The sequence below is a fragment of the Chitinophaga fulva genome (assembly GCF_012927205.1).
GTDB classification, from domain to species: domain Bacteria; phylum Bacteroidota; class Bacteroidia; order Chitinophagales; family Chitinophagaceae; genus Chitinophaga; species Chitinophaga fulva.
This window is the reverse complement of sequence record NZ_JABBGC010000004.1, coordinates 634,769-660,385: the sequence shown is the minus strand read 5'-3', so window position 1 is coordinate 660,385 and position 25,617 is coordinate 634,769. Positions and strand designations below refer to the sequence as shown.

Genomic DNA, 25,617 nt, shown 5'->3' with positions numbered 1-25,617 from the left:
CATACATTGGTAGTACCAGTTATTGGAGATACTACCGGCAGCCCATTTACGGTCACTGTTGTAGTTTGTTGTGCTTTACAGCCATTGGCGTTGGTTACTTCATAAGTAATCGTTGCGGTGCCGGCTGAGACACCTGTCACCAAACCGTTGGCGTCTATTGTTGCGATAGCGTTGTTGCTGCTGCTCCATATGCCGCCTGGGGTGGTATTATTTAAGGTAGTGGTAACCCCAACGCATACACTGGTTGTGCCTGTAATCGGTGATACCACCGGCAGGGCGTTTACGGTCACTGTTGTAGTTTGTTGTGATTTACAGCCATTGGCGTTGGTTACTACATAAGTAATCGTCGCGGTGCCGGCTGAAATACCTGCCACAAGGCCTGTAGCGTCTATAGTAGCGACAGCCGTATTGCTGCTGCTCCATACACCACCAGTAGTGGTGCTGCTTAAATTAGTGGTAGCACCAACGCATACATTGGTAGTACCAGTTATTGGAGATACTACCGGCAGCCCATTTACGGTCACTGTTGTAGTTTGTTGTGCTTTACAGCCATTGGCGTTGGTTACTTCATAAGTAATCGTTGCGGTGCCGGCTGAAATACCTGCCACAAGGCCTGTAGCGTCTATAGTAGCGACAGCTGTATTGCTGCTGCTCCATATGCCACCTGGGGTAGTGTTGCTTAAGGGAGTAGTGGAACCTACGCACACATCAGTAGTTCCTGTAATAATGGGTGATACTACTGGTAATGCATTCACGGTTATGGTTACTGTTTGTTTTGTTTTACAACCATTAGCATTGGTTACTTCATAGGTAATCATTGCTGTACCGGCTGAAACACCTGTTACCAGGCCACTAGCATCTATTGTGGCTACAGCTGTATTGCTGCTGCTCCATACACCGCCCGGGGTTGTATTGTTTAATGCAGTAGTAAACCCAATGCATACATTATTGGTACCAGTGATCGGAGATACCACCGGCAGGGCGTTTACGGTCACTGTAGCAGTTTGTTGTGTTTTACAGCCATTAGCATTGGTTACTTCATAAGTAATCGTTGCGGTGCCGGCTGAAATACCTGCAACAAGGCCTGTAGCGTCTATAGTAGCGACAGCCGTGTTGCTGCTGCTCCATACACCGCCCGGGGTGGTGTTATTTAAGGTAGTGGCAACACCAACGCATACACTCGTCGTGCCTGTAATCGGTGATACCACCGGCAGGGCGTTTACGGTTACTGTTGTAGTTTGTTGTGATTTACAGCCGTTGGCGTTGGTTACTTCATAAGTAATCGCTACGGTGCCGGCTGAGATACCTGCCACAAGGCCTGTAGCGTCTATAGTAGCGACAGCCGTATTGCTGCTGTTCCATATGCCACCTGGGGTGGTGTTGCTTAAGGGAGTAGTGGAACCTACGCACACATCAGTAGTTCCTGTAATGGGTGATACTACTGGTAATGCATTCACGGTTATGGTTACTGTTTGTTTTGTTTTACAACCATTAGCATTGGTTACTTCATAGGTAATCATTGCTGTACCAGCTGAAACACCTGTTACCAGGCCACTAGCATCTATTGTGGCTACAGCTGTATTGCTGCAGCTCCACACACCGCCTGGGGTCGTATTGTTTAATGCAGTGGTAAATCCAATGCATACAGTATTGGTACCAGTGATCAGAGATACCACCGGTAAAGCGTTTACAGTTATAGTTGTAGTTTGTTGTGATTTACAGCCGTTGGCGTTGGTTACTTCATAGGTAATCGTTGCGGTGCCGGCTGAAATACCTACCACAAGGCCTGTAGCGTCTATAGTAGCGACAGCCGTGTTGCTGCTGCTCCATACACCGCCAGTAGTGGTGCTGCTTAAATTAGTGGTAGCGCCAACGCATACATTGGTCGTGCCTGTAATCGGAGATACTACCGGCAGCGCGTTTACGGTCACTGTTGTAGTTTGTTGTGATTTACAGCCATTGGCGTTGGTTACTACATAAGTAATCGTCGCGGTGCCGGCTGAAATACCTGCAACAAGGCCTGTAGCGTCTATAGTAGCGACAGCTGTATTGCTACTGCTCCATACGCCGCCCGGGGTCGTATTGTTTAATGCAGTAGTAACCCCAATGCATACATTATTGGTACCAGTGATCGGAGATACCACCGGCAGGGCGTTTACGGTCACTTTTGTAGTTTGTTGTGTTTTGCAACCGCTGGCATTGGTTACTTCATATATAATATCTGCAGTACCTGTGGCAACGCCGGTTACCACTCCGGATACATTAACTGTAGCTATAGCGGTGTTGCTGCTACTCCATACTCCCCCGGTAGTTGCGCTGTTTAAAGCAGTAGTAACGCCAACGCATACACTGGTAATACCACCAATCGGGGATACAACCGGTAAGGCATTTACAGTTACAGTAGCTGTTTGATTGGCTTTACAACCATCTGCGTTAGTTACGTCATACATCATATCTGCTGTACCGGCTTTGATACCAGTCACCAGGCCAGTAGCATCAATAGTGGCCACAGTAGTGGCATTACTGCTCCAGATACCACCGGGAGTAGTATTGGCGAGTAAAGTGGCAGCCTGTTCGCAGACATTCAAGTTACCTGTAATAGCCGGTACCACGACCTTACTTTCTGTAATCTTGACAGAGCCGGAGGAAGAACATCCATCAGGGAAAGTTACCTTCACACTGTAAGTTCCGGGCTGGGTAACCACCAGCGTGAGATCGGTGCTACCATCATTCCATTTGTACTGGCACATCGGCGAGCCAAAAAAACCATCTGTGGTAAGTGTATGGGGAAATTTATCAGAGCACAGGGTGAGATCGGGGCCCAGACCGGTGATAGGAGCAGAACCGTTATAAGGCTTAAAACTCCAGTTCACGTTACTAGCTTGATCCTGGCTATGTTCACCGGCGTTAAATGGTGTAATACCAGCAGCGGTGATACCTTTTACCCTGATATAATCAAAGTTAACAGATCCGGTTGTTTTGGTAATCGTAGCATTGGCAGCACCAGCAGCGTTAATTTCCGTCAGGTTACAGGGCGTTCCACTGCCAAACCAGTCTCCGGTGATCGTGGTATTAGTGTTGGCTCCGAAAGTATATATTTTACCTGGCGTAAAAATCAAGGTACCGATCGTATTATTGATACCAGCTATCCTTCCACTGCTCTTGAATTCCAGCCTGCCAATGGTGTTGTTCGCACCTATATTAGCACCTGATGGATTTGCGGTATTACTGAACAACAGGTCAGCAATGGTAGCCCCGTTAATGGCTATTTTGTTACCATCACTTGTCTGGACGTTCACCTTGTTGTAAACGCAACCACTGGTGTAGAAATTGGTCGCTGTAATAGAAGATCCGTTGGCATCCACTGTTCTGGTGGTACTTTTGATATAATACCACTCCCCAACATTAATAGTGGCATTTGCAATCTTAATGTTAGTCGGTCCTGTTGCAAAATAATCAGAAATCGAGGCCAGCTTTATAGTAAGGCCGGTCAGGTCCACTATTCCGCTTTTTGGCGCAATGGATCCTCCCGTGGGATTGATAAAATTATCGAGGAAACGTACCGTATTGGCAGCAGGTTTCTCGATATATAAAACCAATACCCCACTACCACCGCCATTGGTGGTAATCGTAGCATCGGAAGGTCCTTTAAAGACTGGTGATGCATTCATTGTCACCGCCGGATTCATGACCAGATTGCCCCAGATTTCCATACCAAAACTGGTAGTATGGTTAAACACCGGGTTAAAGCCTGCACCGGTCCAGTCCATATTACGGCAATAAGCGTTTCCTGTAGCAACACTTACCGTACTGCTACCATTGGTAAAGCTGTTGGCATCAAAAAATACATTATCCAGGGCAGTAGGCACACAAGCTCCAGCTGGTCCTCCACTGGAAGCAGACCAATGCGAAGGATCATTCCAGTCGCCACTACCACCTACCCAATAACGATTACCTCCGGTTGTGGCGGTAATCGAGAATCCTGTATTTCCGTCAGCATCTACGCCTGTTACCGGTACGGGTATACCACTACCGGTAGCAGTCATGTTTTGTATATATACATTGGCCAGATCAAAAGTGACACCTGGAGAAAAATTTAAGGTACCAGGCCCCCTCATCTCTCCCAATCCGGAACAGGTAACGCTATTCAGTCGTATCCGCTCTTTAATGGTATTATTCCCTGCAAACTTGTTAATAGAGGATGGCGCCATCAACAGCCGTGCGATCTGGTTACCGCCCCCTCGTATGTCCCCTGCCCCTTTAAACTCCAGGGTACCGATAATATTATTGGCGCTGATATTTGCTTTGGAGAGAGGATTAGGGTTCGTAAATATCAGTTCATCAATTGTACCACCGGAGATGTTGAAATGGTCCAGATCACTGGTACAATATACTTTGGGATAAGTAAGACCTGATGCCAAAAAATAATCATTACTGGTAATAAAAGAACCTGCAGCATTGTTGACCCAGGTACGTCCGGTACCAGTCAGCTCCCAGTTGTACCTGGTAGTGATGGTTGCATTGGTAATATCAATTGTTCGTGCATTGTTACCGTTACTCTTAAATTCGTAAATATCCAATGTACGGCCAGCCATATAGAATTGACCACTGGTCAACAAGATCGATACCTGAGGATTGGTAAAATTATCTGTGAGGGAGACAGCACCAACAGGTTTCGTGATGGTCAGTATAAGTCTTCCCTGGGAAAAGCCATGGGTAGTAAGGGTAACATTTTCCGCCCCTTTCATTGTCACGGTTGCAGTCGTGGTCAAATTGGGATCCAGGCTCAGGGCCCCCCAAACTTCTGCCGCATAACCCGCACCGGTAGTAAAAGTGACTGGTGTGGACAGGTTGGTCCAGGTCATATTGTGACACCAGGTATTAGCCGTTGTGCTCACTGTATTGTTAGCCGGAGCAAAACCACTGTTGGCATCAAATATTACGTTATCGGCGGAGAGCGGAACACAATAACCGCCGGTGCCGCCACTGGTAGCGCTCCAATGGTTCTGGTCATTCCAGTCGCCGGCGCCGCCTACCCAATACATGGTCGTTCCGCCGCTGAGGGGTTGTATGTCCATCCCCGTATTACCGCCCCCATCAAGCCCTGGGAAAGATACCGGCAAAACAATGCTTCCGCCAAAGGTCATAGCTTTTGCATAAACATTGCGCAGATCCGTTGTTGCACCAGCATCAAAATTGAAGGCTGCCAGGGCATCAGCACCCAGTATTTCGCTCAGACCGGCACAGTCCTGTGAGTTCATTCGAAGCAGCGCTGTAATCGTACTTGATCCCCACACGAGCAGCTGTTTGCCTGGTGCCATCAGTAGCCGTGCGATCTGGTTACCACCACCCCGGATATTACCATGACCTTTAAACTCCAGCTGATCAATGATGTTATTCATTCCGATCCTCACCGCGCCCGGCGCGGAGCTGGTATTGGTAAACGTCAGCGTACCGAGAGTGGTACCATTAATGGCCATAGCACTGCCCGCACCTGTAATATCCACCTTGGGGTAATTACCCGCATCCGACCCGAAATTAGTGGCCTGGATATAGGAGCCCGTAGCATTAAGAGTATAATTGGTACCCCGCAGATCCCAGGTACTTGGCGGCGACACATTGGACATAATCATCGTGGCATTGGTAATATCTACCTCCCTGACATTATTGTTGGTGCTTGTAAAGCTGCCAAAAGTGTGTATGCCACCGGACAAGTCGAGTTTCCCATTGGTCAGGTAAAGATTATAGACAGCAAACGGACCCGGAATATCCCCCAATACCTTCAGGGAACTTCCTGGCTTATCAACCGTGAAAGGGTTGTACCATCCGGCCGCATTCACACGGGCGGCTCCGTTTATCTTGAAGGTTGCCGGAGTTGGCCCATTAAACATTATCGACGTCATACCATAGGCAACACTGGACGCCAATTCGGCACTTCCCGAAATATAAAGCGTATAGCTGGTGGCGTTAGATACACTCCTGAAAGTTGCTTTGCTTGTAACCCCCACCCATGACATGTTCCGGCAATAAGCATGGCTGCCGGCCGGCAGGGTTACTATAGTACCATTTACCAAACCGCTGTTGGCATCAAAATAAACATCATCCCCCGGACCAGGTACGATAGCCTTATTAGGGGTTCCGCCAGAGGTAGAAGACCAGTGGTTAATATCTTCCCAGCCGCCGGAGCCTTTTACCCAATAGTAGGTACTCTGTGCCTGCGACATTAACGCAGCCAGTACAAATAAACATAACAGTAAAAGTTTTTTTATCATCGGGGGATTGGTTTTGCATTTCCTATGAGCCTCATGACGGAAGGCGGTAAACGTCCGGTATCAACAGCATTCAACAGAAGTCAGGTATTTTCATAGACTCTCCACATGACAGAACATTCTTTTTACAGGAAATGGTTGAAAGCAATAACGCCAATCAAAATTAGCAGTGTTGGTCGGGGGGGGCTGTAACAAAATTTCTAAAATCGATATCGGAATATTACTATTTTGTAGAAATATTACTACAGAAAGTATCAGAAAAGAAGGAGACTTTTGCCGTAACTATACCTATATACCATGCCATCGTTCCTTATAGCTGAAGACCACAGTGTAGTCAGAATGGGCGCTATCCTCATGATCAAAGAGCTCTATCCGCACGCTGAAATTGAAGAAGCAGAAACTTTTGATGATGCCATTAAAAAGCTGGAAAAGCAATTTTTTGATCTACTATTGCTGGATATCCATATCCCCGGCGGTGATACCATCCTGATGGTACCAGCCGTAAAACTCAGACAACCGCAGTCCGCCATTCTGATTTTTTCCAGTTACAATGAAGCGGTGTATGCGCCGGAATATTTAAAAGCCGGTGCAGACGGGTATCTCTCAAAGTCCGCTCCTCCGGAGGAGTTTAAGTCCGCCATCCAGAAAATATTCCGGGGCAAAAAATATATCAGCGAAGCCATACAGGATAAGCTGGTGAATGAACTCCTGAAGCCCAAAAACATACTGACCGGCGAACCGGCAACTTTGTCCCAACGGGAAACAGAGGTCATGAACCTGTTGATCAAAGGGGCCGGTGCCAAGGAAATCAAGCTGGCGCTCAGCATCCACGACTCTACCATCAGCACCTACAAAACCCGGATCTTTGAAAAGATGAAGGTATCCAATGTGATTGAGCTGGCTGAAAAAATCAAGATGGCCGCTCCTGTACACAAAAACAGCAACCTTCATCTTGTAAAGATGAAACAAACAAATCCAGTTGAAGAAGGGTGATCAGTTCCCTGACGATCATCAACCCGATGCCGTTCCTTAATGGTATCGGAGATTCTCCTGTATTCAACCACTCTACCAGTTCCCGTTTCATGCCGGGGCCAGTGTCCTTTATGAAGATAGCGGCCCTGCCATGTTGTGACCGGGCGGCAATCATAATAGTGCCGTTGCGGGTTACCTTCACTGCATTGTCTATCAGATTGTGCAGCACAACAGACAACAACTGGCTGTTGCCAACCCATTCCAGCTCTGCCGGAATATAATTCTCAATAGCGGTTCCCTTCTCGCGTGCGATATCTTTAAAAATCAGCAGAATCTCATCCACCATTTCTTTCAGGGGAAATCTTTCTGTACGGAAAGGCTGTTCTTCCACCTGCACTTTCAGATAATTCAGGAGATTTTCTGTCATGTGATGCAGACGATAGGTATGTTCATGCATTACCCTGGCCACGTCTGTGAGGGTAGGATTATTTTCTGTAACCAGTCCTTCATAGAGTTTTTTCGATAGGAACTCCTGGTATTTGAGGGGTGTTTGAATATCATGACTGACAGAGCGGATAATCCTTTCTTGTATATCAGTACGTTGTTGCAGTTCCCGGGTTTTGAGGGCCACCGCGGCTTCCAGCTGTGTGTTACGTTTTCTGATGTAACGCATACGCAGCCGCATCAGCAGGAAACAGCCACCGGCAAAACATCCCAACACACACAACATAAACCAGGAGGTTTGATACCATGCGGCCGCAATACTGAAAGTGATTCTTTTTTCCTGGTAATTATCTTTTCCGAAACCGTTTTGTTTGCGTATCAACAGCGTATAGTCACCGTGTGAGAGCATAGACAAGGAGATGATGCCATCTTCCGGAACCGGCAGCCAGATGGACTGATGCCCGCTTTCTTCCAGTGTATAACTCATCTGAAGATTTCTCTGGTCACCCATATAAGGGGAACCGACGGTAATATTGAGCTGACTAAGTTTGCGAGGCAGGTCCAGATGCGCGGTGACAGGCATTTCCTGCTTATCTGCCACAATTTTGTCAATAAAAAGATCATTGTTGGGCAACAGAGGATGGGTGTTATCCGGGTTAAACAACACCAGCCCATTGAGCGAAGGCAGTGAAACGATGCCGTTGTCGAGTTTTACAGCACAGGGTTGACATCCGCCATTAAATTCATTGGTCAGAAAACCTTCTTTTTTATCATAGTAATGATAATACAGGGTATTGGTCGTATCAGCTATATACGCTTTGAGATCAGCCCGACTTACCTGGAACAGACCGTTGTTGGTAGTGATCCAGAAGAAACCTTTATTGTCGGGGATGATACAATGGGCGGTGGCGAGTGCTTTGTTGGCATCCAGCGGAAAGGTTGTCACCTGGCCTTTATAATAGTGAAAGAACCCTTTGCCATAAGTGGTGATCCATACCTCTTCAGGCCCTGAAACATACAGGCTGCGTACATACATATCCCGCAGCGCCGCAATGGTATCAATGCGCCGTGAGGGAATGTCAATACGGTAGAAGCCTTTGTTGGTACTCATGAACATCGTATTATGATAGCGGGCGAAGTAGCTCACATCCTCTTTCAATGGCAGAAACAACTCCGGCTGTGCATTCTTCCGGTATAGGTCCATGATAGCGATCCCTTTTCCTCTTAAGCCGATCCACATTTTCCCATCTCCTCCATCGTAGATTATACTTATTTTGGCAGGAAAGCGCCATCTGTTGAGCAGTTGAAAAGACTTACCATCATGTTTGTATACCCAGGGGCCCCATTTTAGCCAGATGTGATGCAGGCTATCGGTGAACACGCTATACCAGTCTGAGGACATCCGCTGTCTGATGGCGGGTATGCTGTGAACTTCCCCATGTGTGCTGATCATATCTCCCTGCGCCGTCAGTATTTTATCTTTTGTATAAGCCGTCTGGCCATAATAGGAATCACCACCAGTCAAAGTTTTCAGCGCGTAAAAACGTTGTTTGGAAAGGATAAACAGCCCTTTAGTATTACTGCCCAGGTAAAGCTTTCCCTGTTGTTCGTTGTACCAGGCAATTTGGATGCCCAGATCAGCGGTATTAAAGCCGGAAATGATGCGGGTAGTGGTGAGCCGGCCCTGGCTGGTGGCTTTCACCAGGTAGAATGACTGGTTGAAATACAGTATCGCCTGGTCAGCAGTATATACATTCCAGAAGAAGGTACTGTTATGCATACCTCCGGGAAATGCCGGATCAGCGCGGATATCCCCTTCCAGGAAACCGGTATGGATTTTTGAAGTTAAGGCAGAATAGGTACCATTATCATGTAAATAGTACAACCGGTTGTATAATAAAAAAAAGTTGCATTTTTTCCCGTGATGAAAAGGCACTTCATAACGGAGTACGCCTTTCTCATAAAAACCCACCTTCCCCTGGACAATGTTATAAACACCTTTAATATTGTCGTACAATACCAGTCTTTTGATGACCCCTCCCATCACCTGTATTTTCTCCGGAAGTCCCAGGAGGCCTATTGTTCCGGAATCCAGTCTGTCATTGTTGGCATGCCATTGCAGATAACTGCCGGGATAATTGGCTGCCACCGTATCACGGTGAGGCCAGCCATCAACAATGCGTATATGTTCCTTACATTCATTATATACCGACAGCCCACCCTGAGGATTGCTGTAAAAAGCCAGGAAACGGTTAGAAGCAACTGGGAGGCTATTCATGCCAAAGGTCATAAACCGCAGGCCATCAAAGCGGACCAGCCCATCTTGTGTACTGAGCCATATAAAGCCACAGGGATCAGGGGCGATGGCCATAACAGTGTTCTGAGGCAACCCATTTGTATTATCAAAATGTTGAATATGGCAGGCTGAAGGAAGCGTATCTGTCGCTGCCAGACAGACATTGGCGATCGCAGACAGCGTGAGTAACATAACGAGACAGGGTTTCCGACGCGTGCACATAGGTAAAAGAGATAAAACAAAGTTAACGTTAACCTATGTACGAAGTTTGTGCCAATTTGGCTCAATAGTTGAAAATTAGCTACAACAGCTGGTTAAATAATCATTATTTCGAGCTTTCCGGCTGCCTGAATATGGGTTTTCTTTTCGTAAAATTATACTTCCATAAAGGCAAAATGAGAAAAAACCTGAATAGCAAGAGAGGCCGTCCCCAGCAGGAAACGGCCTCTCTTTTTATTTAGCAAAGGTTGCTATATATGGTTACTGGTTATAAAATTATTTTTTATCCCACCAAACACGGCCAGTGAAATCGTTGTCGGCATTGCCATATTCACCGGTTTGCTGCATTTCGGTGATCGCATTCCTCCAGTTGGCCTGGTTAGCGATGGTTGGTTGTGGCAGGGCCCAGCGACGAGGGATCACGACAGTTTGGCCAGCCACCTGCATTGGTTCAAATGGCAGAATACCACCCACTTTCGGGATACCGCTTCTTTTCCAGGCTCCCCATGCTTCCCAGGGGGATTTGAAGAGGTTCAGGAAGTTCTGGATATTGATTTTTTCCAGTTGCACGTCGGTAGAGCCAGTAAGAGCGATCGCGTCGTTCGCCAGGTATTTCGTTATCGCAGCAGCATCCAGCGGTGCATAGTCGCGGATTTTAGCTTCGCGGCCCATGTCATCGTATGCTTTGATGGAAGCTTCCACACCATTGTTATAGTAAGTGGCGGCAGTACCGGAGATGATACCTCTCACAGCCAGTTCGGCCAGCATGAAACATTGTTCTGCATAGCTCAGGATTGGCTGCGTATAGCGGGCACCGTTATTGTTACCGTTTTCAGCATCCAGGTCGAACAGGCGGCGTTGTACAGCAGACACGGTATCCAGCGTCCGGGTAACGTCCTTCCCATTGAAGGTCATCTTATAACGTTTTACGTTAAAGATCACAGTATCCGCTTTTACACTTCTTCTGTCCGGGCTGGCAGGCAGACCGAAATAACGGCGTTCGTTATATTGCATAGATGGGAAAACGCCACCTTTTACGAGACTGTCCACCAGTTCTTTGGTATAGCTGTTTTTCTCATAGAAGATGCCCAGGCGGGGATCACTATTGTCGTACATGTAGTCCAACATGTTTTTGCTGGCAGACAAGGGATTGTTGTCCATTGCCCAGTTACCAGCGCGGGCGAAGCTCTGATCAGCGGAGATGAACTTCCATTCCTCTGCATTACTTTCAAACAGGCCATTTTTAACGGCCATAGCGTCTGTAATGATAGCGGTAGCTTTATCCGGTGTTCTTTTCAGTTGACGCATCGCCAGCTTGATACGGAGTACGTTAGCTGCTTTCACCCATTTGTTGATGTCGCCGGAGTAGAAGATTTCAGCGTTACCCGGAGAAGCTTGCCCGGTGAGGCCGCTCTGCAGGGTAGTAATAGCCGCTTTCAGCTCTGTCTCCCAGATAGGGAACATTTTCTCCTGTGTATCGTAGGTAGGTGTAAAGTTAGCATCAGAGCGGGACTGGAATGCATTGGTATAAGGCATGCTACCATTAGCATCAGAGGCTCTCCAGGCGCTGTACACCTTCAGAATTTTAGCGATCGCCAGTACGTTACCGTACTGTCCGCGTTCTGCCTCTGCTTTCTTTGCCACTACCGCTTCCATTTCCACCAGGTTACGACCAATGCCTTTATAGAAGGCGTTATAAAAGTCGTTGGTATTGGTTGGGCTGAAAAGGCCGGTGGGAGAAGATCCGGGAGCTGCTACACCAAACTGCATCCACTGCAGCTGATAAGTATAAGCGTCATAGAACCAATCAAAATCGCGGTCCACAATACCTTTTTCAGACTGGGTGATCAACATTTCCGGTGGAACGTCCTGGCTTACCTGCGGATTTTTGTTGATGTCTTCAAAGTTTTTGGTACAGGCGGTCAGCATCATACCTGCTACTGCTACGCCCAATCCCCATTTATTTACATTTTTCATGTTTGTCAGTTGTTAAACGGTTATTAGAATCCTACCTGTACAGTCACACCCATGTTACGAACAAACGGTACCGCGCCATATTCAGAGAAGGCAGAAGTTTTATTGTTACGTACTGCTTCCGGGTTGATGTGGTCCGGCAGGTTGTTGAACAGATAACCCAGGTTGCGGCCTACGAGAGACACGCGCAGGCTGTTCAGTCTCCAGCGTTGTATCATTTCAGTAGGCAGGGAGTAGCCCAGGGATACTTCACGCAGCGCTACATAAGAAGCGTCGAATACGGAAGCTTCGCGGATACCGATACCCCAGTCACCGATCATACCATAGTATTGGAATGGTGTCAGCGGAGATACATAACCTTTTTCATATGCCTGTTGGTAAGTCATACCATCCAGCACGATATTCTGGCCATCTTTAGAGATAGTGGTCCCTTTCTGGAACACCGCATCCGGGATCATACCATCGTTGCGGGTTACACCGGAACCATCTTTGAAGGTGATGCCACCGTGTTCAGTGTCACGACCTTGCATAGTGTTGGCAGTAGTACCACGACCGGTGCCATACTGATGGGAAGCAGAGAAGAAGTCACCACCGATACGTGCCTGGATCAACACGCCGAGGCTCCAGTTTTTGTAAGTGAAGTTGTTCTGTAAACCGAGGTTGAAGTCAGGCATGATATTACCTACTACAGCGTTGCCACGTACAAATTTGTAAGGGAAATCGCTACCACCCAGTGTAATGATGGGTTTACCGTTGGCGTCGCGGGTATAGCCATAGTCAGTAACCAGGTTACCGTAGCTACCGCCTACAGAAGCGATGGCTTTCACGCCCTGGTCTTCGTTCAGTTGCAGCTGATCTACGCCCGGAGTGAGGCTCACGATTTTGTTTTTGTTGCGGCTACCATTCAGTGTTACGTCCCAGGTAAAGTTTTTGTTCTGGATAGGCGTACCGTTGATGGACAGCTCAATACCTCTGTTGATCATGCTACCAGCATTGATATAACGGGAGGTAACACCGGATTCAATCGGCGTAGGCAGATTGATGATCTGGTTGGTGATGTTGGTGCGGTACCAGGCAAAGTCAAAGCCCAGACGGTTGTTGAAGAAGCGAACATTAGCACCTAATTCCCAGCTTTTGGAGATGGAAGGTTTCAGGGCCATATTCGGCAGGATGTCTGAGTTGAAGATGTTTACCAGCGGCAGGTTTTTGCCGGAAGAAGCACCCTGGAACAGGCCGGTGGTATAATAACCGGTGTTGATCTGATAAGGATCGAGGTCACCGCCCACCATCGCGTAAGAGGCGCGCAGTTTACCATAGCTGATCCAGGAAGGCATTTCTTCTTTCAGTGTCTGGGTGAATTCCCACGCAGCACTTACAGAAGGATAAAAATAAGAGTTGGTGGTGCTACCTCTGCTGCCAGCAGGATAAGTCAGTGCAGAGGACCAGTCGTTACGGCCGGTCACATCCAGGAACAGTTCGTTATTATAAGCCAGGCTGGCTGCGAAGAACAGTGAGTTGATACGCTTGCGGAGCAACGGATCATTTTTCACAATCGGAGCGTTCACACTGTTGGTGATATCGTACAGGAAAGGAATACGCAGACCACCATCGGAGTAGTTGTTGTATTGTTTACCGATACCACTGTTCCAGGTTTCGCCACCCAGGTTCAGGGTACCATCGAATTTTTTACCCAGTTTAGGGGTGATGATCGCCATACCAGTGAAGGTGTACTGGGATTTGTTCACACCGGCAACAGAGTAAAAACCGTCAGAACCTTTGAAGAATGCGGAGGTACCTACTTCTTTACGTTCGTCAGTAGACTGCTCGCTGCTGAAGTTGGCTTTACCAACGAATTTCAGCCAGTCGGTAGCTACCGCGGTGAGGGAGAAGTTACCGGTCACCAGGGATTCTTTACGGGTCCAGCTGTTGTAAGCCTGTTGATAGAAATAGTCGGCGCCCGGGTTAGTACTCAGGTTAGCACGGCCACCATTGGGTCCGAGGTAGTTTTCTGGTTTGCTCCAGATGGAAGGATCGTAGTTACGCGGGAACACATACACCCATTTACGGCCGATGTTGTAGCTGGTGTAGTCACCACCCTGACGGTCGGGATTCAGTGTTTTGGAAGTAGCGTAAGTTACGCCCGCATCTGCGCTCAGTACTTTGGAGATCTGGGAGGAGCCACGGAATGCGAAGGTGTTTCTGCCGAAGCTGTTGTTCGGAGAAACGCTGTTGTTGTCCAGGTGGGAGTAAGACAGGCGGAAAGTTCCTTTGTCGTTACCGCCTTCCATGGCAACGTTGGTATTAAAGTATTTACCTGTCTGGTAAAGATCTTTTGCGTTGTCTGGTTTGGGAGTGAACGGTACGCTTGTGCCATTGGCCAGTTGCACCATTCTGCCATCCATTTTAGGACCGAAGCTGTAACCGCCTACACCGTTGTTATAAGAACCATCAGTACCCTGACCATAGCCATTTTGCAGGTCGATGGCGCCGCGGTATACTTTTTCGATCTGAGCGGTCTGGCTAACGGTAACGCCTATACCTTTTCTTGCATTACCTTTTTTGGTGGTAATGAGGATGGCGCCGTTAATGGCACGGGAACCGTAGAGGGCTGTAGCGGCAGCACCTTTCAGTACCGTTACAGACTCATAATCGTCCGGGTTGAGGTTTTTCAGTACGTTACCGAAGTTTACGTCAGCAGCACTTTCATCGTTTTCGAAGATCACACCATCCACAATGAAGATAGGCTGGTCTTTACCGTTCAGTGATTTAGCGCCACGCAGCACGATACGGGGAGCAGCAGCAGGACCACCCGCAGCAGCGGAGATATCGAGGCCGGCTACTTTACCCTGTAATGCAGATACCGGGTTGATAGAGTTGGTTTTGGCAACGTCTGCACCTTTCAATTCTGTTACCGCATAACCGAGTTTACGTTGTTCACGTTTCATACCCATGGCGGTAACCACAACTTCGTTCAGATTTTTGTTGTCTTCTTTCAGGACAACGGTCAGGGAGGTTTGTCCGTTTACCGGCACTTCCTGATTGATAAAACCGATGTAAGAGAGTACCAGCGTGGCGTTAGGGCCTACCTGTACTTTAAAGGCACCATCAGCGCCCGACATGGCACCGTTGGCAGTCCCTTTCTCCTTTACCGTAACTCCCGGCAAAGGCGTTCCTTTTTCATCTTTTACGGTTCCCGTAACAGCCTTTTTATCCTGCGCCCATGCAGCAAAGCAACAGCATAAGAAAAGCAACGTGGTGAGAAGAAATGATCTTCGCATAGCTTCCTTTTGGTTTAAATTATAACAAAGTGATCAGTCACATGATAACGCACGGCAAACCCGTCACCAGCAAATGACTGCAGAAGGCAGTACAGTAGGCAGGTAAAACATAGTTTCCGTTCCCGTAATTAAAATGGATTTACTCCATTGGCTATTTCATTGTTCACCGTTCCCGTCTTGCTACAGTAGTAAAACGTTTTAGCAATTCGTTTCAAAAAAAAACCTGTTCTCCCGTGCATCCTCAATTTTCATTTCACAACAAGTTTTCTCAACAGAAATATTGGTTTCAAACTTAGGTATAATTATGAGAAGTGCAAAAAAGATTTAACAATTTTTTGATGTTTGGTTAACAACTCGTTAAAAGTATTAAAATAATATAGCTAACGAGGAAAATAATACCAGTCTGCATTATATCAGCATGGAACAATCATGACGGTGGAAAATGTTTGATAACCAAAAGCCCGTCCGACAAGTCAGACGGGCCTTTTCATCTTCAAATACAGTTATTTATTAATAGCTTCTATGGTAAGCCTGGCAGCTGTTTCATCAAAAGGCTCCCGGTAACCGGCCAGAAATTTCCGTGCGGCCGCCTGTGCGGCAGGATCACGACCCAACGCCTCCAGGAATTGTTTCTTGCGCAGATTTACCTTCACCGGCACCCGGTCTTTCACCAGATAATAAGTATACGCTTTTTTGTATTCGTCGTAATTCTTACCTGTTTGTATCATGCCTTTATCCACAAAATCCGCCGGATGAAACGTCACCTTAGCCTCCTTTACCAGCCTATATTTGCCGCCTGCCAGCTGTTCTACGAACTTATTCACGCCTTCAATCTGCATCACAACAAACGTATTTGCTTCCTCTCCTTTTTTGCAATGAAATGCCTGCACATTATTAACCTCCGGTACATAAGCCTTGCCATCACCACCTTTCACGATCACCATGTTCTTCTCCAGGTCAATATTGGCATCATACACCACAGAACGGGCGACCGGCTTGTTATCCATGGAATCGATCCATAACCGGCCCCAGTCAGCATACAGATAAGGACTGCCAACCGTATTCTCTTTCGGGTGAAAACTAAATACAGAACTGAACCTGACGCCAAGATTGTTAGACACCGCATTCCGGAAACTGACAGTCTGGGAAAGCCCCAACGAATCCTGCGCCTGTAGCGCCAGGCAGGCTAATGCAAAAATGGCTGAAAGCAAAAGATATTTTTTCATGGCGTTCTTTATTACGGTGAAAATAATAAACGGTCAGGGCTTGTCCCACCACACAGGAGTCATAAAAACATCCGGCCCCTGCGCAGCATTGGCCGCCTCCACATTGGTCCTGTTCACATCATAGTCATTTCTCGGGTAGCGCAACCGGCGTGGTATCTGGCCATTGGTCTCGTTGTTTTTATAGTTCACTGGCTTCAGTACCGGAAAACCGCTGCGACGCCAATTGGCATATGCCTCGTACTCATTCAGGAAAGTGGTAATATAATACTGCGTATTGATCGCTTCGAGTTGAGCCGCCAATGGCCCTGCCAGCGCCGCTGCCTGGGCGGTGGCGTAAGTAGATGCAGCCGCATCGTCATATACAATGGAAGAGGAATACAGGGTCCACTGCCATATGCCGGACTTCACACCGGTCGTGAAATAGGTTGCCGGGCTACCGGCAATCCAGCCGCGGGCGGCAGCTTCTGCCAGCATCAGCTGCACTTCTGAATAAGTAATGAAAATATTGGGGGAATTGGGTTGCGCAATGACCTGCTTAGGCTGTGAATAATGTGCCAGGTTAGCATCACCGGTAGACCCGATCCCAAACACAGGGTCCGACGTGTTATCAAATCCGCTGGGAAGCCCCTTCTGTAAGGCGGGATCATCAGAGCCTCCGGGAGTGGAATCGGCTTTAGGCAGTTCGGAAATAATCCTTAAGCGTGGATCAGCCTTGGTTTTCAGCAGATCTACAAAAAACTTTGACAGCTTGATGCCCATATTGTCTTTCCCGGTTTCAGCCCTGCTGCCCGGATACACCCCAATAACGTGGCTATTGGGGTTATCATAGTCTCCGGAAGCGTGCTGGATATAAAAAGCATCTGTATTAGCCGTAAACACGCCGCCGGCTAAAGCTTTCTGCACCCAGCTCCTGCCAAGCGACGGGTCAGATTTTTTAGAAAGCCGCAGTCCCACCCGCAACAGCAGGGAATAAGCCAGTTTCTTCCACTGGGTGGGGGAACCGGCATAACCGGAAATATCCGAGTTACCAGGGGTGGGTTTGGTGGCATCCAGCTGGGTGGCCGCATCCTGCAATTCAGCGGCAAAGCCGGCGTAAATAGCATCCTGCGCGTCATAAGCCGGGGTGAAGTTCTGATCTATAAAACCCTTGCCGGCAGCAACATAAGGCACATTGCCGTAAAGGTCGGTCAGCCGCTGCAGCATGATCACCCGGGCAATCCTGGCCATAGCATTAAAATTGGCCTGCGCGGGGTCTGTCTTCGTCTGGTCTATCAGCGTAGCCAGTATTTTTACACCGTTAGGGTAAAAAGAGTTAAATGCTGCCCCGCTGTAGCCATCGTTATACAGGTACTTATCCCCTACGTAGGTCAGGCTGGTGGAAGACAGATGTTGTATCATGGGGCCGCAATAAATCAGATTGGCACGCCATGCTTCAAATTCGCCACCGGACACATACAACAGCCCCCTCGTCAGCAAAATGCCCGGCGCCACTACCGGAGCGGCCGTAGGGTCGGTGTTGATCTTCTCAAAATTTTTGGTGCAGGACATCAGCGACAGCCATAATAGCAGTACAACTGTTCCATATGTATATATTGACTTAACCATGATCGAAGCGATTTAGAATTTTACATTCAGGTTCAAACCGTAACTTCTGGACTGTGGATAACCCAGCAGTTCAGCCCCCTGTCCTGCGCCGTTGCCGTAAGTGGATTCAGGGTCTACATTGGGCACATCCTTATAGATAATCCAGAGGTTCCTTGCCACAAACGACAGGGATGCGCCGGTGAACGGTGTTTTGTTCAGGATGCCGGAAGGCAGGCTGTAAGTCAGTATCACCTGACGCAGTTTCACGAAAGCCCCGCTGTAGATAAACGGCTCTGCAATGTTGAATGCAATATTCTGGTAATAATCCTGCGCATCTACGACCTTGTCTACATACTTTGTTGGATCGTTCGGGTCCTGCGCTTTAATGGTGATACCACCGGAACGGCCGCTGAGCGTGGCTTTCTGCAAACCAAAATAGTAAGCATAGTCGTTGGTACCGGAATATAATTTGTTGCCCCAGCGGGAATCGATCAGGATACCCAGAGAGAACGCCTTATAAGTAAATGTGTTGGTGACGCCAAGCGTATAGGGCGCCACACCGGTACCGAAGATAGTGAGCGGGCCTTGCAGCGGCTTACCGGCAGCATTGAACAGGATATTGCCCTGTGCATCACGCTGGAAACTGTACCCCTGCAATACCCCGAACGGCTGCCCCGGCACCTGTTGAATAGTGACGTTGAAAGTACGTACGTCAGCCACTTTCAGGGCGTTGAGTTTACCATCCAGCTGAATCACTTCGCTTTTGTTGTAAGCAAAATTGGGGGTGATGTCCCAGGTGAAATTCTTACTACGTATAGCTGTTCCTGTTATCATCAGTTCGATCCCTTTATTACTCACTTTACCCACATTGATAAAGGCGGTATTATATCCGGATGCATTGGAGATAGTGGTTTGCACGATATCGTCTTTCGTTTTGCGTGTGTACCAGGAGAAGTCCACTGACAACCGGTTATCGAAGAAGCGGGCTTCAAAGCCGGCTTCAAAGCTGGTATTGACGTAAGGCTTCAGGTTAGCATTGGGAACGGCGTAACTGCCGTCCTGTGCTTTCTTCACGTCTGCCACCGGGAGACTGGTAGTACCCAGTACCAGTGGGTTTTGTACCTGGTACGAGAGCCTCAGGCGATAAGGGTCGGTATCGCCGCCCACCTGCGCCCAGGAAGTACGCAGTTTAGCGTAGTTAATCCACTTAGGCATGGTGAAAGCGTCGGACAGCACAAAGCTGAGGCCTGCTGACGGATAGAAGATACTGTTGCTATTGAGTGGCAGTGTGGAAAACCAGTCGTTACGCCCGGTGAGTGTCAGGTAGAGATAACTTCTGTAGGACAATTCAGCAGAAGCGTACAACGAATTGATTTTCTTTTCGAAAATATCGTTGGTAACGGTTTTCGTTTGCAGGTTGCTCTGATCGTAGAAAAAGGGTATGTTGAAGGTATTACCGTTGAGAAACAGTTTATCATTTTTATTACGCATTACATTGGCGCCTACAAAACCGGAGATACGCCATTTTTCCGAGAATGCTTTTTCCACACCTACCATTACATCTGCATTGAGCTCGTAGAAGTTCTGACGGGCCTGGTCATTGATCTGGCCGCCGGGAATATAGGCGGTACCGTTAGGAGTGACCGCTTTGTTGTCGCGAAAAAACATGTCTGCACCGATGCGGCCTTTTACATAGAGCCAGTCCAGGATATCGTAGCGTAGTTCTGCTGCATTGATAAAGCGGTCTTTTTTATCAGCCTGTTCAAAGTCATACACAGAGAACCAGGGGTTGGTGATGTATTCATTTGCGTTCCACCTGAATTCATTCCCATCCGGATTCAGTTTACTGTCTTTTAATGTTTGTACGGCCAGGGACGTAGGCAGCAGGTAGAGTGCGAAGTTCGCGTTGCCGGGCGAGTCAGATACGCGGGGCCTGTTGGTTGTCCGTTCCCGGATATATTTAGCATACACATTGAGGTGTAGTTTTTTACCGAGCCAGGCGGATATGTTCAGCGAAAGGTTATCGCGGCGGATACCTGAATTGGGAAGCGTGGCCTCATTTTTCATGTCGGTAGCCCCGAAGCGCCAGGTCACCTTATCATTGCCACCGCTGGCGGCAACCGAGTTGGTGAAAGTATAACCGCTGCGATAGAATTTTTTGAAATTGTTTTTCACCGCGCTATAGGGCCTGCTGACGCCATCGTACTGGATAACAGAAGAGCCATCGAGTGGAGCGCCCCAGCTGAAAAGACCCGCTGCACGGGCTTCTGCCGCTGTCTGTGGTTTACGTCCGTTGAGGCCCATGCCGTAATCGTACTGCCAGTCGAGGTTTTCCACAATAGGACGGTCGATGACAATATTGCTGCTGAATTCCACGCCTACGCCTTTGCGGCTCGCGCCGCTTTTGGTGGTGATGAGGATAACACCATTGGAAGCACGGGACCCATACAACGCCGCAGCGGTGCCGCCTTTCAATACGGAGATGGTAGCGATGTCATCGGGGTTGATACTGGAGATGCCATCGCCGGCATCTGTACCGCCATATTCGCCGGCAGAACCCAGGTTATCGTTATTGATAGGAATCCCATCTACCACAATGAGTGGTTGGTTATTCCTGTTTTTATCGATGGAAGTATTACCACGGAGGATAATACGGCTGGAGCCTGCGGGCCCGGTAGCTGTGGAAGTGACGTTGAGGCCGGCCACTTTACCCGAGAGGGAATTAGCGATATTAGTACTGCGGGCCTGGGTGAGCTCCTCCCCTTTTACTTCCGACACCGAGTATCCCAGTGACTTTTTTTCCTTTTTGATGCCGAGTGCTGTTACCACTACTTCACCGAGGCTTTTCTCATCTGTTTTGAGGGTGATCGTCAGTTGAGACTCGTTGCCTACCGGTACTTCCTGCGGCAGATAGCCGAGATAACGGAACACCAGCGTGCTGCCGGGCGCGACAGAGAGGGAGAAGTTTCCGTCCGCGTTGGTCACCGTTCCTTTGGAGGTACCTTTCACGAGGATATTAACACCGGAAAGAGGTTGGCCAGTATTGTCCAACACCTTGCCGGTAATGGCCTGTTGTGCCCATACCACGGGGGTTGTCAACAATAATAACACGAACAACAGCACATGAGTAAAGTTCCTGATCATGTTTAATACGATAAAAGTGAAGAAATAAACCGGAGATGGTTTTGGTTGAATAGTCGTGCTTCGGGTTGACGGGGTGAGAAGCCGCAAAACCGTGAGCTGACTTATTTAACAACATGACATCACTTTTTGTTCCCGCAAGTATCACAGGAACAGACATATATGATCAGGAACGGGTTTTATTTCTTTCCGGGATCTGAAGAAGCTCTTATGATCAACGAAGGTTCCAGCACTATTTGCTGCGGGCTTGCAGAAGGATGGTTGAGTTCCTGCATGAGCACTTCCACGATGTTTTTACCGATCTCAGTGATAGGTTGCGCCACGCAGGTAATAGACGGGCTGTGGAGGCGGAAGAGGTCGTGGTCGTCGAAGCTGACCACACCAATTTGTGGCCCTATTTCCCAGCCGAGGGAGCGGATGCTTTCGATGCCATAGATACCGAGGTAGTTGGTAGCGAAAAATACAGCATCCAATCCTTTGATAGAAGTCAGGAATTTTTTGATCTCTGTATTGAAGGCTTCGCGTTCCAGTTCAAAAGGTATTTTTTTTACGAGGCTTTTATTAAAGGGGAGATGATGATCTTTGAGTGCGGCCGTAAATCCTTCGAGACGGTCTTTCATCTGTATCTGATCAGAAGTGATGGTGACGATCGCGATTTTTTTATAGCCCTGATTAGCGAGGTGGCTGGTAACGTTGTAGGCGCCCTGATAGTTGTCTACCACTACATAATGGGAGCTTACGTGCGGGAAATAACGGTCCATGAGCACTACCGGTTTGGAAGTGGCTTTCAGCTGTTCTATTTCCTTGTCCAGGTTTTTGGTGGGGGTAACGATATAGGCGTCCACCTGGCGGTATTTAAGTACCTCCAGGAGTCCTTTAGCTTTTTCGGTATTGTCTTCCGTACTGCCATAGAGCACTTTATAGCCGTGTTTATCGGCTTCGTCCTCCATCACTTTGGCCAGGCTGGCGAAAAAGTTGTTGGCGATATCTTCCACGATAAGGCCAATAGTTTTGGTTTTTCCGGTACGGAGGCCGCGGGCCAGCTGATTTGGTTTATACTTCAGCCGGGAAGCAATCTTTTGGATTTTCTTGCTTACCTGCTCGCTGATCCGCTTCTCTTTCGCTTTGCCGTTGAGCACAAATGAGACAGTTGTGGGAGAAACCCCTGCCTGTTTTGCGATATCTTTAATAGAGATTCCTTTCATAGACAACAAATGCTATATCGATTTAGCCCAGCGTAATTTACAAAATGAAAGCTGAAATTTACATTCTTGTGCCAATTATTCCAAAAAAGTTGCTAAATCTTATAAACAGGGATGAACGGCGGGATATGACATTTAAGGGTCATTTTCCCAATAATGATATTTTTTTAACCAATTTTTAATAATTTGGCAACATTCATAGGACAATGACAATACTAAATACGGTATTGTCTGGTAACACCAGTTTAAAAATTAATACTTGAATGAAACCCATTCTTATTAAAGTTGGGGCTTTTGCCGATAATCAGATCACTATTATAGAGCGATGTGATCCGTATTTTAACACGCCATTTCACTTCCACCCGGAATGTGAGCTGGTGTTTGTTACGGAGAGCCACGGGAAGAGGATTGTTGGGGACAGCATCGAGAGCTTTGAAGAGGGCGATATGGTGTTTCTGGGGCCGCACATCCCCCACGTATGGTATAATGAAGAGGAATACTACAAGGGCGACGAAAATCTGAAAGCCCGTTCTGTCGTGATCTATTTCCCGAAAGATATTTTTGGTGAGAAATTTTACGGTTTACCGGAAACCAAAGCGCTGAGTGAGCTTTTTCATCGCGCGCAGCGCGGGATGAAAATTATCGGGCCCACCTATGACAAGCTAAAGCCAGAGATCCTGTCTCTTCCTAAAAAAGAAGGGCTGGACCGGATCATATCCCTGCTTAACATCCTGAAGACGCTGTCTGAAACGCGCGACTGTTATTATCTGGCCAGCACCGGGTATTCCCACGCCTACAACGTAAAGGACAACCACAAAATAGACGAGGTATTCAAATATGTGATGAACAATTTCTCCAAAGAAATTTCATTGCAGGACGTAGCCAGTATCACGAACCTCTCCCCGCAGTCATTCTGCCGTTTCTTTAAGAACCGCACCAAAAAATCTTTTGTACAGTTCCTGAATGAAGTGCGGATTGGCCATGCCTGTAAGCGCCTTACGGAAGAGGACTGGTCTATTGCAGAAATTGCCTATTCCTGCGGGTTTAAAAACCTGTCCAATTTTAACCGGTTTTTTAAAGAGATCGTAGGAAAAACACCAAAAGAATACAAGAATGAATTGAGGCTTAAGGAAGCCTGATAATTTGGAGATGGATCAAGGAAAGATTCCGGATTAACCGGTTTAACTAATTATCAGGCTAAATCTGATAAATACTGCATATCCTATCGACTTAATTATATAAATATCCGAATTTCTTCTTACTTTCATCGATAGTAATTCAACCAAAACATCTAATTGCTACTGTAATTCAATGTTCAGCAGTTATTCAGATACCCAGTTAGTGTCGCTGCTCAAAAGCGATGACAGTGCCGCCTTTAATGCCATCTATGACCGCTACAGTAAAATGTTGTATCTCTTTATTTACAGCAAACTGGAAGCAGGAGAGATCAGTAAAGATGTACTGCAGGACCTGTTTGTTTCCCTTTGGGAGAAACGCCATTCCCTTATACTGAAAGAATCGCTGAAATCATACCTCTACCAGGCGGCCCGGCACAAGATCATCGATATTTACCGGAAGAACGCCACCTACCGGAAGTACCTGCAGCAGCTGATTGAACATTTTGATGCACAGCCACATTCTGTGGAGGATACGGTGGATTACAAAGCCAGATCACAGGAGCTGTTTGAGGCAATCAATCACCTGCCCGAGAAGATGAAGGAAATTTTTATGTTAAGCAGATTTGAAAATCTCTCTATAGAACAGATCTCTACTCACCTGGGCCTGTCCCAGCAGACGGTGAAAAACCAGATTACTAAAGCCCTCAAGATATTACGGGCCAGCTATGCGCAGACAGACGTCATTTTACTCGTTATTTCCTTGATTTTCACCGCCAACCGTTAATTTTCATAAAAATATTGCTGTATTGCCATGGTACTAATTCCACGTTACCACGACTTACTATCATCCAAAAACGCTATCAGGTGGACACAGAACAGATAAAAATATTGCTGGAGCGATATCAACAGGGGGACTGCTCACCGGAGGAAGCGAAAATCATAGAACAGTGGTTTGAACAGATCAACGCCCATCAGTCTTCCATTGCAGACGAGCATACGCTTGATCTGGAACTGGAAGAAGTGAAGCTGCGTATCCAGGAACAGATCACGCCGGCACCCCGGGTGCGCCGCATGCGGCCATGGCTGATATCAGCCGCCGCTGCTGCTGCCATTATACTGGCGGCAGGCTTGTTCTGGTTTAACAGCAACCGACACACCGCCACTCCCGCCGATGCACCGCTGGCCCATCACCCGGCCACCGGCAGCAACCGCGTGGTAAAAGACGGTTTTGTAGAAATCACCACGCCCAAAGGACATCAGGAAAATATAACCCTCGAAGACGGCAGCACCGTGGCACTGAATGCCAACAGCAAGCTGCGCTATCCGGAGCATTTCAGCGCTAAGGAAAGAAGCATATACCTTGACGAAGGGGAGGCTTTCTTCAATGCAGCACCCGATGCCAACAGCCAATTTGTTGTACGTACCCCCGAACTGGCCACCACCGCACTGGGGACTACCTTCAATATCCGCGCCTACAGCGCCGAAAACAAAGTCACCGTAGCCCTGCTCACCGGCAAAGTAAAAATTGACCCGCTGCAGAACAGTCAAACCACCGGCTCCATTGTGCTGCTTCCCAGCGAACAAATCAGTTACGACCGTCAGCTGCTGAGCATGATCAAAACAACCTTCGCGAAGCCGGAGGAGGTAATCAGCTGGAAACAAGGCTACCTCGTATTTAAAGACGCGCCCTATACCGAACTCATGACCGGCATTGAAAACCGTTACGGTGTGACCGTCATCAATGAAAGCAGTAAAACAGCATGGAATTATACCGGCAATTTCAGAAATGAAAGCCTATCCGAAGTAATGGACATTATTTGTATAGCAAAATCCTTATCATATACCATTAAAAGCGACACCGTTTATCTTGTAAACAAAAATTAGACTCATATGA

12 protein-coding genes are annotated in these 25,617 nt (G+C 47.7%); 4 read left to right on the top strand and 8 right to left on the bottom strand.

All coding sequences use genetic code 11. The features are described from left to right. A partial coding sequence (locus HHL17_RS31080; protein ID WP_206156231.1) for a beta strand repeat-containing protein occupies window positions 1-6,272 on the bottom strand: 6,272 nt, incomplete at its 3' end. Window positions 6,273-6,566: 294 nt separating this feature from the next. Between HHL17_RS31080 and HHL17_RS31075 the strand changes: the two genes are divergently transcribed. Further along, complete coding sequence (locus HHL17_RS31075) at window positions 6,567-7,262, top strand: response regulator transcription factor (RefSeq protein ID WP_169228704.1); 696 nt, start codon at window positions 6,567-6,569, stop codon at window positions 7,260-7,262. On the opposite strand, the gene HHL17_RS31070 is transcribed toward HHL17_RS31075, so the two are convergent. The 7 genes from HHL17_RS31070 to HHL17_RS31040 all read right to left on the bottom strand — a co-directional run bounded on the left by HHL17_RS31070 (window position 7,180) and on the right by HHL17_RS31040 (window position 22,608). Further along, window positions 7,180-10,173, bottom strand: coding sequence for a sensor histidine kinase (locus HHL17_RS31070; RefSeq protein ID WP_169228703.1), 2,994 nt, complete (start codon window positions 10,171-10,173; stop codon window positions 7,180-7,182). The genes HHL17_RS31075 and HHL17_RS31070 overlap by 83 nt on opposite strands. 303 nt (window positions 10,174-10,476) lie before the next feature. Further along, a complete protein-coding gene (locus HHL17_RS31065) occupies window positions 10,477-12,177 on the bottom strand; it encodes a SusD/RagB family nutrient-binding outer membrane lipoprotein (protein ID WP_169228702.1) in 1,701 nt (566 codons plus the stop codon). Between the two features lie 23 nt (window positions 12,178-12,200). Continuing rightward, a complete protein-coding gene (locus tag HHL17_RS31060; protein WP_169228701.1) occupies window positions 12,201-15,452 on the bottom strand; it encodes a SusC/RagA family TonB-linked outer membrane protein in 3,252 nt (1,083 codons plus the stop codon). 503 nt (window positions 15,453-15,955) lie between these two features. Continuing rightward, the gene (locus HHL17_RS31055) at window positions 15,956-16,678 is read right to left on the bottom strand and encodes a hypothetical protein (RefSeq protein WP_169228700.1); all 723 of its coding nucleotides are present in this window, start codon (window positions 16,676-16,678) and stop codon (window positions 15,956-15,958) included. Window positions 16,679-16,711: 33 nt separating this feature from the next. Then, window positions 16,712-18,283, bottom strand: a complete 1,572-nt coding sequence (locus tag HHL17_RS31050) for a SusD/RagB family nutrient-binding outer membrane lipoprotein (protein WP_169228699.1) — start codon at window positions 18,281-18,283, stop codon at window positions 16,712-16,714. 12 nt (window positions 18,284-18,295) lie between these two features. After that, on the bottom strand, window positions 18,296-21,406 hold the full coding sequence (locus tag HHL17_RS31045) for a SusC/RagA family TonB-linked outer membrane protein (protein ID WP_169228698.1): 3,111 nt from the start codon (window positions 21,404-21,406) through the stop codon (window positions 18,296-18,298). Window positions 21,407-21,582: 176 nt separating this feature from the next. Beyond that, window positions 21,583-22,608 (bottom strand): LacI family DNA-binding transcriptional regulator, encoded by a 1,026-nt coding sequence (locus HHL17_RS31040; RefSeq protein ID WP_169228697.1) that lies wholly within the window; start codon window positions 22,606-22,608, stop codon window positions 21,583-21,585. Window positions 22,609-22,868: 260 nt separating this feature from the next. Here HHL17_RS31040 and HHL17_RS31035 point away from each other — a divergent pair, with 260 nt between their 5' ends. From HHL17_RS31035 to HHL17_RS31025, 3 genes are all read left to right on the top strand, one after another. Beyond that, entirely contained in the window at window positions 22,869-23,744 is an 876-nt protein-coding gene (locus HHL17_RS31035; RefSeq protein ID WP_168872001.1) for an AraC family transcriptional regulator, read from the top strand. Window positions 23,745-23,916: 172 nt separating this feature from the next. After that, window positions 23,917-24,507 carry an RNA polymerase sigma factor gene (locus HHL17_RS31030; protein WP_169228696.1) on the top strand — a complete coding sequence of 197 codons (591 nt, stop codon included), beginning with the start codon at window positions 23,917-23,919 and terminating at the stop codon, window positions 24,505-24,507. An 80-nt stretch (window positions 24,508-24,587) separates the two neighbouring features. Next, the gene (locus HHL17_RS31025) at window positions 24,588-25,607 is read left to right on the top strand and encodes a FecR family protein (protein ID WP_169228695.1); all 1,020 of its coding nucleotides are present in this window, start codon (window positions 24,588-24,590) and stop codon (window positions 25,605-25,607) included. The last annotated feature ends 10 nt before the right edge of the window (window positions 25,608-25,617 follow it).